Origin of the sequence: Pseudomonas sp. TNT2022 ID642, from assembly GCF_028656995.1 — a bacterium.
Classification (GTDB): domain Bacteria; phylum Pseudomonadota; class Gammaproteobacteria; order Pseudomonadales; family Pseudomonadaceae; genus Aquipseudomonas.
Genome location: NZ_JAMDGW010000020.1, coordinates 99278 through 113242 on the forward strand (window position 1 = coordinate 99278; position 13965 = coordinate 113242).

The following is a 13965-nucleotide window of genomic DNA, read 5'->3' on the forward strand; positions in this document are numbered from 1 at the left end:
GCGTCGCATGTGTGGCATCGTCGGTATCGTCGGTAAGTCGAACGTCAATCAGGCGCTGTATGACGCGCTAACCGTGCTCCAGCACCGCGGCCAGGACGCTGCCGGTATCGTGACCAGCCATGATGGCCGGTTGTTCTTGCGCAAGGACAATGGCCTGGTGCGTGACGTGTTTCAACAGCGTCACATGCAGCGTCTGGTCGGCCACATGGGTATCGGCCACGTCCGTTACCCGACCGCGGGCAGCTCGACGTCGGCCGAAGCCCAGCCGTTTTACGTCAACTCGCCTTACGGCATTACTCTGGCGCACAACGGTAACCTGACCAACGTTGAGCAGTTGGCCAAAGAGATCTACGAATCCGATCTGCGTCACGTCAACACCAGTTCCGACTCGGAAGTGCTGCTTAACGTGTTCGCCCACGAGCTGGCCCAGCGCGGCAAGCTGCAGCCGACCGAAGAAGACGTGTTTGCCGCCGTGACCGACGTGCACAACCGTTGTGTCGGCGGCTACGCAGTAGTCGCTATGGTGACTGGCTACGGCATCGTCGGTTTCCGTGACCCGCACGGCATCCGCCCGATCGTGTTCGGCCAGCGTCATACCGACGAAGGCGTCGAATACATGATCGCGTCCGAAAGCGTTTCGCTGGACGTGCTCGGTTTTACCCTGATTCGCGACCTGGCACCGGGCGAAGCGGTCTACATCACTGAAGACGGCAAGCTGCACACCCGTCAGTGCGCGACCAACCCGTCCCTGACTCCATGCATTTTCGAGCACGTCTACCTGGCGCGTCCGGATTCGATCATCGACGGCGTGTCGGTCTACAAGGCACGTCTGCGCATGGGCGAGAAGCTCGCCGAGAAGATCCTGCGCGAGCGTCCAGAGCACGACATCGACGTGGTCATCCCGATTCCGGACACCAGCCGTACCGCGGCGCTGGAACTGGCCAACCACCTGGGCGTGAAATTCCGCGAAGGTTTCGTCAAGAACCGTTACATCGGTCGTACCTTCATCATGCCGGGCCAGGCCGCGCGCAAGAAGTCGGTTCGCCAGAAGCTCAACGCCATCGAGCTGGAATTCCGCGGCAAGAACGTGATGCTGGTCGACGACTCGATCGTGCGCGGCACCACCTGCAAGCAGATCATCCAGATGGCCCGCGAAGCCGGTGCGAAAAACGTCTACTTCTGCTCGGCAGCCCCAGCGGTACGCTTCCCGAACGTGTATGGCATCGACATGCCAAGCGCCCACGAACTGATCGCACACAACCGTTCGACTCAGGACGTCGCGGATCTGATCGGTGCTGACTGGCTGATCTATCAGGACCTGCCTGACTTGATCGAAGCGGTCGGTGGCGGCAAGATCAAGATCGAGAACTTCGATTGCGCGGTGTTCGACGGCAAGTACGTCACCGGCGACGTCGATGAGGCTTACCTGGACAAGATCGAACAGGCACGCAACGATGCCTCGAAGGTCAAGACCCAGGCGGTCAGTGCGATCATCGATCTGTACAACAACTGAGTTTCTACCGGCCCTGAGGGGCCGGTTTTGTATCTGACTTTCAATTTTCGAGAACAGGGCAAGGAGTGACAGCATGAGTCAGGAATGGGATGCCGGTCGGCTGGACAGCGACCTTGAAGGCGTAGCGTTCGATACCCTGGCCGTACGTGCCGGTCAGCACCGTACGCCGGAAGGCGAACATGGTGATCCGATGTTCTTCACCTCCAGCTACGTGTTCCGCACTGCTGCCGACGCGGCCGCGCGGTTTGCCGGGGAAGTGCCGGGCAACGTTTACTCGCGTTACACCAACCCGACCGTGCGCGCGTTCGAAGAGCGCATCGCCGCGCTGGAAAGCGCCGAGCAAGCCGTTGCGACCGCAACCGGCATGGCGGCGATCATGGCGGTGGTGATGAGCCTGTGCAGCGCCGGTGATCACGTGCTGGTTTCGCGCAGTGTGTTTGGTTCGACCATCAGCCTGTTCGAGAAGTACTTCAAGCGTTTCGGCGTTGAAGTCGATTACGTACCGCTGGCTGACCTTTCGGGTTGGGATGCGGCGATCAAGTCGAACACCAAACTGCTCTTCGTCGAATCGCCATCCAATCCTCTGGCGGAACTGGTCGATATCACCGCACTGGCTGAAATTGCTCACGCCAAAGGCGCGATGCTGGTGGTCGACAACTGCTTCTGCACGCCAGCCTTGCAGCAGCCGCTTAAAATGGGTGCAGACATCGTTGTGCACTCGGCAACCAAGTTCATCGACGGCCAAGGCCGTTGCATGGGCGGCGTGGTGGCCGGTCGCAGCGAGCAGATGAAAGAAGTCGTCGGCTTCCTGCGCACCGCCGGGCCGACCCTGAGTCCGTTCAATGCGTGGATCTTCCTCAAAGGTCTGGAAACCCTGAATCTGCGGATGAAGGCGCACTGCGCGAACGCTCAGGAACTGGCCGAATGGCTGGAGCAGCAGGACGGCATCGAGAAGGTGCATTACGCCGGTCTGAAGAGCCATCCGCAGCACGAACTGGCTCAGCGTCAGCAGAAAGGCTTCGGTGCGGTGGTGAGCTTTGAGGTCAAGGGTGGCAAAGAGGGCGCGTGGCGCTTCATCGATGCGACTCGCCTGATTTCGATCACCGCTAACCTCGGCGACAGCAAAACTACGATCACCCATCCAAGCACCACCTCTCACGGCCGTCTGGCGCCGCAGGAGCGTGAGGCGGCGGGTATTCGCGACAGCCTGATCCGCATCGCCGTCGGTCTGGAAGACGTAGCTGACCTGCAAGCCGACCTGGCGCGCGGTCTGGCAGCACTGTGATCGAGTTGTCGACCCCGAAAGCCGGTACCCATGGCCGCGTTGCGCTGGTCACGGGGGCCGCGCGTGGTATCGGTCTGGGGATCGCGGCGTGGCTGATCAGCGAAGGCTGGCAGGTGGTGCTGACGGATCTGGATCGTGCGCGCGGTTCGAAAGTGGCGAAAGTCCTGGGCGAAAGCGCCTGGTTTATCGCCATGGACGTCGCCGATGAGGGCCAGGTTGCGCTCGGTGTTGCTGAAGTGCTGGGGCAGTTTGGTCGTCTCGATGCGCTGGTGTGCAACGCGGCGGTGGCTGATCCGCACAACATCACGCTCGAAAGTCTCGACCTGGCTTACTGGAATCGCGTGCTGGCGGTGAATCTCAGCGGGCCGATGTTGTTGGCCAAACACTGTGCGCCGTACCTGCGTGCGCACAACGGTTCGATCGTCAATCTGGCCTCGACCCGAGCGCGGCAGTCGGAGGCGGACTCCGAGGCATACGCGGCGAGCAAGGGTGGCTTGCTGGCGCTGACGCATGCGCTGGCGATCAGTCTCGGGCCGGAGATTCGTGTCAACGCGGTCAGTCCGGGCTGGATCGATGCGCGCGATCCTTCTGCGCGCCGAGCAGAGCCTTTGGCCGATGCCGATCATGCTCAGCATCCGGCGGGCAGGGTAGGGACGGTCGAGGATGTCGCGGCCATGGTTGCGTGGTTGCTGTCGAGGAATGCCGGGTTTGTTACCGGGCAGGAATTCGTGGTCGATGGCGGCATGACGAAAAAGATGATCTACAGCGAGTAGATCGCCTTTTTCTCTGAGTTTGCGATGAATCAACTGACGCCTTCGCGAGCAGGCTCGCTCCCACATTTGGAATGCATACCCCTGTGGGAGCGGGTTTGCCCGCGAAAGCGGTTTTGCAGGATTGAAGCAATTTCGTCTTTTTTAGAAAAACTTCAATCCTGCTATTGACTTAGGTTCGCTACCTGCGTAAATTTCGCGGCCTCGGAGATGCAAACGGGTGATTAGCTCAGCTGGGAGAGCGTCTGCCTTACAAGCAGAATGTCGGCGGTTCGATCCCGTCATCACCCACCACTCCCCGAGAGACTTGCGTAAGCAAGAACGTAGGCTGAAAGTGCCTGCACCGACGCGCAGCGGTAGTTCAGTCGGTTAGAATACCGGCCTGTCACGCCGGGGGTCGCGGGTTCGAGTCCCGTCCGCTGCGCCATATTTTACGAGTCAGCCATTGTCTGGTTCGCGATTGCAAGGCACCGAAGCCTGCAGTCAAAACGAGTTACTTGAGCGCAAGCTCAAAGCGATACGCAGCGGTAGTTCAGTCGGTTAGAATACCGGCCTGTCACGCCGGGGGTCGCGGGTTCGAGTCCCGTCCGCTGCGCCATATCTGCTCCAAGGACCACTGAACGCCTTGAAGCACCGAAAGCAGTCATTGGCTGGTTCGGAATCGATAGCAAAGACCCTGGTCGAGAGATCGGGGTTTTTTGTGTCTGAAATTTGGCTACTCTTCTTTTTCTCTTCCCCCTTATCCAGCGCCCAACACGAATCTATGTAGGAGCTGCGGCACGCTGCGATCTTTTGATCTTGATCGTAAAAAACAAGATCAAAAGATCGCAGCCTCGTTTCACTCGACAGCTCCTACATGAGTATGGCGTGGGGCAATTGGCCTCATGCGGTGCCACGTCGCATTGATTTTTTGATTCTTTAGTCAAATTTTTGTAACTGGTTGTTTGCTGCGAGCGCAGAAACCTTTAAAGTTAACCTTTCGGTCAGCTTTGCACTGTCAACACGCCCTTTGTTTCGCCAAAGAGGGCTTCTGCAAGACTCGAGATTCCCCAGTAGATAACCAGAAGGGCGGACACATAACCGCCCAGAGGATGATCCATGTCCAACCGTGATATATCCCGGCGCTCGTTCCTCCAGGGCGGGCTGGTGGCGGGTGTGAGCGTCACGCTCACGCCGCTCAGCAGTCAGGCGCTGGCTGCCTTGATGGAAAACAGCGTCACCGTGCCGTCCGAGAAATGGCTCGGCAATAACGGCAAGGCGCGTCAGCGAAACGATGCCCTGTCCAAAGTCTGCGGCAGCAAGGTCTTTGCCCGCGACATCCGCTCCAAGGACATGCCAGGCTGGCCCGAGCAGCAAGGCCACGCCATGCTGCTGAAAACCATCAAGGCTGACCGCATCTACGCCGGTTACGACCTGTCGTGGCTCGGCGCCGACTTGCAGCCGGACCGCATCGTCACTGCCGCGGATCTGGACAAGGACGGCATCGTCTTTCCGGAAGAGCACGCGCCGGACCCACTGCTGCCGGAAGGCAAGGTGCCGATGTTCATCGGTCACCCGGTGGCGATCCTGATCTGGAACGACTTCGAACGTTTCCGTCAGGCCAAGAACAAACTCAAATTCAATGACAAGGCGATTCGTTACGGTGCCCAAGTGCCGTTCTACGAAGGCGACCCCTACGGCAGCTTCCGCTATGTGCGCGTTGGCGGCGCGACCTCGGCTGATGAAGATGAGTTCGCCAGCCTCAAGGACTCGATCCTGTTCCCGATGCTGAAGAACCGTCGTCCGGTGTGGAATTCCCAGCCGAACCTGCACGGCAATCTGACCGAGCGCGGCCTGTTCTACGCCGACCGCATGAAGCAAGAGATCGATACGCCGCCGGACAACTGGCTGGTATTCGACGAGCGCTACAAGACCCCGTCGATCGAGCCGGCCGCAATGGAGCCGGACAACGGCAACGGCTGGTACGACCCGAAGACCAAGACCCTGCATTTCGTAGTGGCCACCCAGTGCCCGCTGGAAGCGGCGACCGAGACCGCAAAGATGATCGCGCCGTCGCGCTTCGGCCTCGACAATCTGAACATGCACCCGGGTTACACCGTCGGTTACGGTTCCAAAGATCACAACATCTTCGTCTACTACGCAGCTCTTGCCGCGTTGTACGGCGCCGGTGTGCCAGTGCGCTTGGCCAACGACCGTTACGAGCAGTTCCAGAGCGGCATCAAGCGCCACCCGTTCGACATCCGCTATCAACTGGCCGTGGACAAGAACGACTACAGCTTCAAGATTTTCCGCGCCGAAATGAGCGTCGACGGTGGTGGCCGGATCAACTACAGCCCATCCGTAGCGGCAGTGGGCGCCACGGCGGCGCAGTCGATCTACTACATGCCGCAGAACGACCTGCAAGTCACTGCCTACCATTCGCGTGGCGTTGAGGCCGGTTCGATGCGCGGCTACGGCACCCTGCAAAGCATGGCGGCGACCGAAATGATGGTCGACGAAATCGCCAATCGCCTCGGTGTCGATGCGATCGACCTGCGTCGCAAGAACGCCCTGCGTTCGGGCATGAAAAACACCCAGGGCGCGATCCCGGCCGGTGCCTTGCGTCTGCACGAAATCCTCGACAAGGCCTCGGTGCACGAAGTCTGGAAAAACCGCGACGCGATCAAGAAACAACGCGAAGCCGCAGACCCGGACAACTGGTACGGCGTCGGTTTCGCCATCTGCCAGAAAGACTTCGGCACCGGTTCCGAAGCGCCGATGGCCAGCATCGAATTCACCGCTGACGGTCGCATCACCCTGCGCCATATCGGCATTGAAATCGGCACCGGCATGTCCACCTCGCAAGCCCTGGTGGTGGCCGATTTCCTCGGCAACCCGGCGCACGAAGTGAAGACCGGCGAAACCGAATGGAAGGAAATGCAGCTGATCACCAGCGGCAATCCTTACATCATGAGCCAGGCCGAACAGGACAATCTGCTGCGCAATCCGCGCTGGGTGGGCAAATTGGCCTCGGCTTCGTCCGCGACCAACTCCGCGTACTACTTCAGTCACGCCACCCGTGAAGCGGCGCGAGTGCTGTTCAACAATGGTCTGTGGCCGGCGGCCATGGAAATCTGGCGTCAGGGCCCTTACGGCGGTCAAGCCAACCCTTACGTTGTACGTCGCGAAGATGCGCACTGGGTTGACGGCAAGCTCACCGCCAACGGCATGCAGCCGTTGACCTTCGAAGAGCTGGCCAAACACGCTCACGAGCGTGGTCTGGTGACTGGCGCCACCGTTCACGCATTCAACCGCTGGAGCTGGGCCGAAGCCGAATACAGCATCGACGGCGTGCGCGAGCGCCTGCCGCTCGATGGTCTCGCCGTGAAATACGGTGACGGCGCCCCGAAAGCGAAGAAAGCGTTGATGACCACGTCTGGTTTCCATCTGTTGGATCGCCAGAACATCAATTACCCGGTTGTGCAGTTGAACAACGCTGCGGTGACTTACTACAGCCCCGTCGCCACGCTGGTCGAGCTGAAGGTCAACAAAGGCTCGGCGGAAGTCGAAGTGCTCAATCACCATTCGTGGGTCGAGTGCGGTCGTGTGCTGGTCGAAGAGCTGGTCAAGGGCCAGATGGAAGGCGGTATCGCCATGGGCATCGGTCACGCGTTGATGGAAGAGATGCCGCTGTACGAAGGTGGGCCGGGGGAGGGTGACTGGAACTTCAACCGTTACCGTCTGCCGATGGCGCGCCACGTTGCGGTGTGGAAACAGACGTCAGAGATTCTCCCGGCCCTGTCGCCAAGCGACCCGTCCAAAGGTATCGCCGAAGTGGTGATGATCCCGATTGTCGGTGCCATCGGTAACGCCGTGGCGCACGCCATCGGTAAACGTGTTCGCGACCTGCCCATTACTCCAGCGCGCATCAAGGAGGCCCTCAATGGCTAACCGTCCGCTTCAACTGACCCTCAACGGTCAATCCGTCGGCCCGGTGGACATCCCTGATGACCTGCCGATGATCGACTACCTGCACGAATATAAAAACCTCACCGGCTCGCGTCTGGGCTGCGGCCAGGGCATCTGCCACGCTTGCGTAGTGATCGTCGACAACCCGGACGGCACCAGCGAAGAAGTGCGCACCTGCATCACCGGCGCGCATTACTTCGAAGGCAAAAAAGTCCGCACCATCGAATCTCACGCCAAGCGTGACGAGTCGGGCCAGGTCACTGAACTGAACCCGATCCAGCAGCGCTTCGTCGACGAGTTCGCCTTCCAGTGCAGCTACTGCGCACCGGGCTTCGTCAACGCCGCGACCGTGCTGGTGGAAAAGCTGCAACGCCAGCCGACCGTGCAGAGCAAGCTCGAACAAGTCATCGAGGACAGCCTCGGCCATCACGTCTGCCGTTGCACCGGGTACGTGCGTTATTACAACGCCACCCGCAACGTGCTGACCGATCTCGGCCTGGTCAAGGAGGGTTAAGCATGAAGCTTTTTCTGACCCGCCTGACCCTGGCGGTCGGCCTCGCTGCGCCGGTGTTGTTTGCCCACGCCGATGATCAGGTCAAGCGCGGCGAGTATCTCGCGCGTGCTGCTGACTGTATGGCTTGCCACACCGCAGCGGGCGGCGCGCCGTTTGCCGGCGGTCTGCCGATCGTCTCGCCATTCGGCACGATCTATGGCACCAACATCACCCCGAGCAAGGATCACGGCATCGGTTTGTACAACGATGACGAGTTCTTTGCTGCGCTGACCGAAGGCAAGCGTCGCGATGGCGCAAACCTGTATCCGGCGATGCCGTACACCTCGTATCACCTGATGCCGCGTGAAGATTCCGATGCGATCCACGCGTACCTGAAAACCATCGAGCCGATCGAGCGTGCAGCCCCGGTCACCAGCCTGAGCTTTCCGTTCAATGTGCGTCCGGGCCTGATCGGCTGGAACATGATGTATGGCAAAGCGCTGAAGCTGGAGTCGGCCGAAGGCAAAAGTGAAGCCTGGAAACGCGGCCAGTACATGGTCGAAGTCCTTGGTCACTGCGGCGAATGCCACACCCCGCGTGGCCTGCCGGGTGCGATGCAGCTGGATAAACGCCTCACCGGTGGCATCCTCAATGGTTATCTGGCGCCGAGCCTGCTGGCCACCGATCTGGCCGCTCGCGGCTGGAACGAGCAGGACCTGAGCACGTTCCTCAAGCACGGCATGAGTGCACAGGGGACAATGTTCAACGAGATGTTTCCGGTGTTTCACAACAGCACCCAGGGCCTGAGCGATCAGGATCTGGCAGCCATGGCGACGTTCCTGCTCGGCGACAAGCCGCCGGCCGCCAAAACCATTGTTGAGTTGCCCGTTGAGAAACTCAGTGCCAGCGCCCAGCGTGGCCGTCAGGAATATCTGAACGTCTGCGCCGGTTGCCATGCGGTCGGTGGCGAAGGCAAGCCGCACATCGCGGTGGCCATGCGCGGCAACACCACGCTGCGCCTGGAAGATCCGCGCAATCTTTTGCGGGTGATCGAGGATGGGATCGGCGAGCAAAAGTTCTCCGGCTTCGAGCACATGCAACCGATGCCGGGCTTCGCTGGCAAGCTCAGTCCTGAGCAACTGACCGATCTGCTCAACTACCTGCGTCAAGGTTGGGGTGGTCAATCCGCTGAGTTGGCCGTGAGTGAAGTGCAGAAGCTGCAAGCCGATGCACCGTCCATCGAGCACAAGGCGCACTGACATGCAGCATCTCGATCTACAGGTGGTGCGCCGGGCGCTGGAGTGGTCGGTGGCGGGGCAGCGCATCTGGCTGTGCACCGTGCTGACCACTTACGGCTCGGCACCGCGTGCGCCGGGTTCGCTGCTGGCAGTGAATGACAGCGGACAGTGGATCGGCTCGCTGTCGGGTGGCTGCGTCGAGGAAGATTTTCTTGAGCGCGTCGCTGAAGGTGCGTTTCTCGATGCAGTCAATGTCGTGCGTTACGGCGAAGGCGACGATCCGCGCTCGCGGGTCAGTCTGCCTTGTGGCGGCATTCTCGATGTGCTGGTAGAGAAATTTGACGCTGACTGCGAGGTGCAGGCGCATTTGCGTGAATTGGAGTCGGCGCTGCTCGGTCAGCGTCGTTTGATTCGCGAGGTCGATCTGGCCAGCGGCGCGCGCAGTCTGTTTGCTGATCGTGAGCAGGGTGCGCGGATCGAGCGTGAGATTGATCGGGTGCGCATTCGTGTTGGCGCGGCGCAGCGCTTGTTGCTCGCCGGCTATTCCAGCGTGGCGCAGGCCTGTGCCGAGTTTGCCGTTGGCCTTGGCTTTGAAGTGATTCTCTGTGATCCACGCGATGAAGTACTGGAAGGTGTGGTGCTGGATGGCGTGGAGATTCGTCGGCAATTGCCATCGGTGTTTATTGCTGACGGCGGCTGTCATCGTGATACGGCGGTCGTAGCGCTGACGCATGATCCACGCATCGACGATTTGGCGATGATGGAAGCGGTGCGCACCGAAGCGTTCTACATTGGCGTGATGGGGTCGCTGCAGACGTCGCAGAAACGCTTTGAGCGATTGCGCCGGATTGGCGGGCTGGGGGAGAACGAGTTGGCGCGGATTCATGCGCCGATCGGGCTTAACCTCGGCAGCAAGACGCCAGCGGAAATTGCCTTGGCGGTGCTGGCTGATATTGTGCGGATCCGTAGCGGGATTGCTCGGGATCAGCTCTGAAACCGTTCAGTGTTGAATAAAAAGGGCCGCTGTTCAGCGGCCCTTTTTTACATCCCGAATTTGTCGCGCAAGCCGTAATACCAGGCACCTAACGCAGCAAATGGCGTACGCAGCAGCTGTCCGCCGGGGAACGGGTAGTGCGGCAAATCGGCAAACGCATCGAAGCGCTCAGCCTGCCCGCGCAACGCTTCTGCCAACACCTTCCCTGCCAAGTGTGTATAGGTCACGCCATGGCCGCTGCAGCCCTGCGAGTAATAGATGTTGTCGCCCAAACGTCCGACCTGCGGCAAACGCGACAGGGTCAGCAGGAAGTTGCCAGTCCAGGCGTAATCAATTTTCACATCCTTGAGCTGCGGGAAGGCTTTGAGCATTTTCGGACGGATGATCGCCTCGATGTTCGCCGGATCACGTGCGCCATACACCACGCCCCCACCGAAAATCAGACGCTTGTCGCCGGTCAGTCGGTAGTAGTCGAGCAAGTAATTGCAGTCTTCCACGCAGTAGTCCTGCGGCAGCAGCGCTTTCGCCAACTCATCACCCAGCGGCTCGGTGGTGATTACCTGCGTACCGCATGGCATCGATTTCGCCGCGAGTTCCGGCACCAGATTACCGAGGTAGGCATTGCCCGCGACGATGATGAATTTGGCCCTGACCTTGCCTTGCGGTGTATGCACCACCGGGCTGGCGCCGCGCTCGATACGTACGGCGGGTGATTGTTCATGGATAGTGCCGCCAAGGGACTCGACCGCTGCCGCTTCGCCGAGCGCGAGGTTTAGCGGGTGGATGTGCCCGCCGCTCATATCAAGCATGCCGCCGACATACTGATCGCAGGCAACGACTTCGCGGATACGGCGTTGATCGAGCAGTTCGAGCTGCGTATGACCAAAGCGCTCCCAGAGGCGCTTCTGCGATTCCAGATGGCCCATCTGCTTGGCCGTAAGCGCGGCGAACACGCCACCGTCCTTCAGGTCGCACTGAATGTTGTACTTGGCCACTCGCTCGCGAATGATCCGACCGCCCTCGAACGCCATCTGCCCGAGCAGCTGCGCTTGCTTAGGGCCGACGCTGCGCTCAATCACGTCAATGTCACGGCTATAACTGTTAACGATTTGCCCGCCATTGCGCCCGGAGGCGCCGAACCCGACCTTGGCTGCTTCCAGGACGGTGACGCGAAAACCGTTCTCCAGCAGAAACAGGGCAGAAGACAATCCGGTATACCCGGCGCCAATCACACAGACGTCCGTCTCCACATCATCCTGCAAGGCAGGGCGGGGCGGTACGGCGTTGGCCGACGCAGCGTAATAGGACTCTGGGTAAAGGGTGTTCGCCATCCTGCAGCCTCTGTTTAATATATTTTACGAGTGCGTCGATCCTACCCGAGTTGAAAAACCTCCGCCAGCCACCGGAAAATCTTCGTCGACGACCTCGAAATTAAATATTTTGCATATTCATAGGGTTAGGTGAAAAAAAGGTGTTGACACCCCTCCGGAATTCCGTAGAATGCCGCCTCACAGCAGGCACGTAGCTCAGTTGGTTAGAGCACCACCTTGACATGGTGGGGGTCGTTGGTTCGAGTCCAATCGCGCCTACCAAACAAAATCCGCTCTGCTGGGCGGTCTAGAAGGGCTCACCGAAAGGTGGGCCCTTTTTTGTTGTCTGCGATTTGCAAAACTTTTGCAAAACCCCTCCTCAGGGCGCCAGCTGGACTTCGCGTTTAGTCGATCTCAGGGCATTCGAAATTCCATGCGAGGCCTGTTGATCCACCGCGAGTCGTGCTTCACCGTTTAGCGGTCCTTGCTGAATGGCGTGCGCAAGTCTTCGTCGTGCCTCCCACCCATGATCGAATTTCTGCGTCGTCGGGTCAGGCAGTTGGCTGACGATTCACCGTTCGTCGCCATCGCCCTTTGAAAAAGTGTGGATATTGAACAGGTTACGAGTGTTACTAACCAGCCAGTTATCAAAAAAGCGTTGTTACTGTTCGTGGAATTAAGTAACATTCGCCCCGCGTTCACCACCACGGTTTATGCATTTTTAAATCCCAAGCTTCCATCAGCTGCTTGGGATTTTTTTTGCCTGCGATTTGGCTTTTTCGCTTCATTTCCCTCTCGATGCTTCGTGATTGCCTGGCGATTACTCGCAGGCAAATCCTTGTTTTTTCGACTACTACTGACTGGCCGATTTTCAACTCTTTCTGATGAGGGTGTATCGATGCTGGTTCATTGGTTTCTTGCAGCTGTTCATCTGCTGGCATTTGCCTTGGGTTTTTGGGCGGTACTGACGCGTGGGACGGCGTTCAGTCGCCTGGCGGCCGGGACGGGGGAGGCCGGGCGGGTTCTGCTGGCTGACAATCTCTGGGGCATTTGCGCGCTGATCTTGTTGATCACCGGCGGGATGCGTGCCTTTGGCGGTTACGAAAAAGGCACTGACTATTATCTTCATCAGCCGCTGTTTCACCTGAAGATGACGCTGTTCGTTCTGATTCTGTTGATGGAGCTTGCGCCGATGATCACGCTGATCAAATGGCGGATCGCCAAGGCGCGGGGGGCGGTACTCGATACCGGGAGAGCAAAGTTGTTTGCACGCATCAGTCACGTCGAAGCGCTGCTACTGGTGCTGATGATGGTTGCAGCTACAGGCATGGCACGTGGTGTGACGTTCGGGTAGGAAGGCGAATTCCCTTCGCTCTATCGGAAATGTCCGACAGCCAGCCTTGAGAATGCTCGGTAGTATCGATCAGCAGAAAGGGCGGGAGGGTAACGCGGAAGGATCATGTGTCAGGCGCCGTGCCCAAGGAGCTTGGGGAGCGGATGGCAAAACGGCGCGTGAATCTCTAGCCAGTCATTCCACAAGGTAAACGGACTGGCTACTGACTGCGATTTGGCTCAGGGAGTTTGTGGCTTGTCCGGGGCGGTCAGGCCAGCCTGAATGCGCTGGTAAATCTCTTCACGGTGCACTGCAACGTTTTTCGGAGCGTTGATACCAATGCGGACCTGTTGGCCGCTTACGCCCAGAATGGTGATAGTGATGTCATCACCGATGTTTATGCTTTCACCGACTTTGCGGGTGAGTATCAGCATGGTCTTCTCCTTGATTGCTTTGTAGGGCACCTGATTCAGACAGTGCAGAGGTCGGTGGTACGTATAGATTAGTGCGAAGTCTCACGGTTTGGGTGCCTCTTTCTGACGCGCAGAAGCGGCATTAATTCCCAGGGCGTAACTATACAGAGGCTGCAACCATCAATCTCGTTGTTTTGTGCCCATTTTGCGGGCCTCGCGAAGTATTTATGAATGATAAGATCGCGGCTTTGAGAATTTCGAGGAAAGCGTTGTGCGCAAATTGGTTTGGTTGGTCGCGGCACTGGTGTTGGCTGGGTGTGGTGAAGGCAAGAATGCAGACGCAGCAAAACCACAATCGGCTGTAGTCACGGCGCCGGCTGCGGCGGCACCACAGTGGGATCTCGAAGTGCGCGGCGAAACCCCGCAGGCTGTCAGCGACCTGAGCGGCTGGTTGATCGAGCACGCCTTCGTACCTACGGTGATCAAGGACAGCAGTGGCAAAGCACGAATTCTGATTGGTCCTTTCAACTCGCAAGCCGAAGCTGAAGCCCGAAAAGTACAAGTGGATGCCGCTCTGGTGAAAGCCAAGAAGCAGAATATTGAGTCGGTGGTGATCGAGCACCCGCTCACGCCGTAAACGCTGCGTTTCAGCGGAGCAACCTAAAGGA

General features: G+C 59.1%; 11 protein-coding genes and 4 tRNA genes. 13 read left to right on the forward strand and 2 right to left on the reverse strand.

The window, feature by feature from the left end; translation table 11 throughout:
- Window positions 1-7 precede the first annotated feature (7 nt).
- The 10 genes from purF to M5G26_RS21060 all read left to right on the forward strand — a co-directional run bounded on the left by purF (window position 8) and on the right by M5G26_RS21060 (window position 10241).
- A complete protein-coding gene (purF, locus tag M5G26_RS21015) occupies window positions 8-1513 on the forward strand; it encodes an amidophosphoribosyltransferase (RefSeq protein ID WP_016984539.1) in 1506 nt (501 codons plus the stop codon).
- 73 nt (window positions 1514-1586) lie between these two features.
- Window positions 1587-2798 carry an O-succinylhomoserine sulfhydrylase gene (locus M5G26_RS21020; RefSeq protein ID WP_134174298.1) on the forward strand — a complete coding sequence of 404 codons (1212 nt, stop codon included), beginning with the start codon at window positions 1587-1589 and terminating at the stop codon, window positions 2796-2798.
- Window positions 2795-3571: an SDR family oxidoreductase gene (locus tag M5G26_RS21025; RefSeq protein WP_273916374.1), complete on the forward strand. Its 777-nt coding sequence runs from the start codon at window positions 2795-2797 to the stop codon at window positions 3569-3571. The genes M5G26_RS21020 and M5G26_RS21025 overlap by 4 nt, the downstream gene beginning before the upstream one ends.
- Window positions 3572-3786: 215 nt before the next feature.
- A tRNA-Val gene (locus tag M5G26_RS21030) sits at window positions 3787-3862 on the forward strand.
- A gap of 56 nt (window positions 3863-3918) precedes the next feature.
- A tRNA-Asp gene (locus M5G26_RS21035) sits at window positions 3919-3995 on the forward strand.
- 94 nt (window positions 3996-4089) lie between these two features.
- Window positions 4090-4166, forward strand: a tRNA-Asp gene (locus M5G26_RS21040).
- A 500-nt stretch (window positions 4167-4666) separates the two neighbouring features.
- A complete protein-coding gene (locus tag M5G26_RS21045) occupies window positions 4667-7498 on the forward strand; it encodes a xanthine dehydrogenase family protein molybdopterin-binding subunit (RefSeq protein ID WP_273916375.1) in 2832 nt (943 codons plus the stop codon).
- On the forward strand, window positions 7491-8030 hold the full coding sequence (locus M5G26_RS21050; RefSeq protein ID WP_038369461.1) for a (2Fe-2S)-binding protein: 540 nt from the start codon (window positions 7491-7493) through the stop codon (window positions 8028-8030). The genes M5G26_RS21045 and M5G26_RS21050 overlap by 8 nt, the downstream gene beginning before the upstream one ends.
- Window positions 8031-8032: 2 nt before the next feature.
- A complete protein-coding gene (locus M5G26_RS21055; RefSeq protein WP_273916376.1) occupies window positions 8033-9268 on the forward strand; it encodes a cytochrome c in 1236 nt (411 codons plus the stop codon).
- 1 nt (window position 9269) lies between these two features.
- Window positions 9270-10241 (forward strand): XdhC family protein, encoded by a 972-nt coding sequence (locus M5G26_RS21060; RefSeq protein WP_273916377.1) that lies wholly within the window; start codon window positions 9270-9272, stop codon window positions 10239-10241.
- A 47-nt stretch (window positions 10242-10288) separates the two neighbouring features.
- On the opposite strand, the gene M5G26_RS21065 is transcribed toward M5G26_RS21060, so the two are convergent.
- Window positions 10289-11572: an NAD(P)/FAD-dependent oxidoreductase gene (locus M5G26_RS21065; protein ID WP_273916378.1), complete on the reverse strand. Its 1284-nt coding sequence runs from the start codon at window positions 11570-11572 to the stop codon at window positions 10289-10291.
- A gap of 184 nt (window positions 11573-11756) precedes the next feature.
- On the opposite strand from M5G26_RS21065, the gene M5G26_RS21070 reads away from it, so the two are divergent.
- Window positions 11757-11833, forward strand: a tRNA-Val gene (locus M5G26_RS21070).
- Between the two features lie 616 nt (window positions 11834-12449).
- Window positions 12450-12905, forward strand: a complete 456-nt coding sequence (locus tag M5G26_RS21075) for a DUF2214 family protein (protein WP_150694611.1) — start codon at window positions 12450-12452, stop codon at window positions 12903-12905.
- Between the two features lie 218 nt (window positions 12906-13123).
- Here M5G26_RS21075 and csrA read toward each other — a convergent pair whose 3' ends face one another.
- The gene (csrA, locus tag M5G26_RS21080; protein WP_003179932.1) at window positions 13124-13318 is read right to left on the reverse strand and encodes a carbon storage regulator CsrA; all 195 of its coding nucleotides are present in this window, start codon (window positions 13316-13318) and stop codon (window positions 13124-13126) included.
- Window positions 13319-13568: 250 nt separating this feature from the next.
- Between csrA and M5G26_RS21085 the strand changes: the two genes are divergently transcribed.
- Entirely contained in the window at window positions 13569-13934 is a 366-nt protein-coding gene (locus M5G26_RS21085) for an SPOR domain-containing protein (protein WP_273916379.1), read from the forward strand.
- The last annotated feature ends 31 nt before the right edge of the window (window positions 13935-13965 follow it).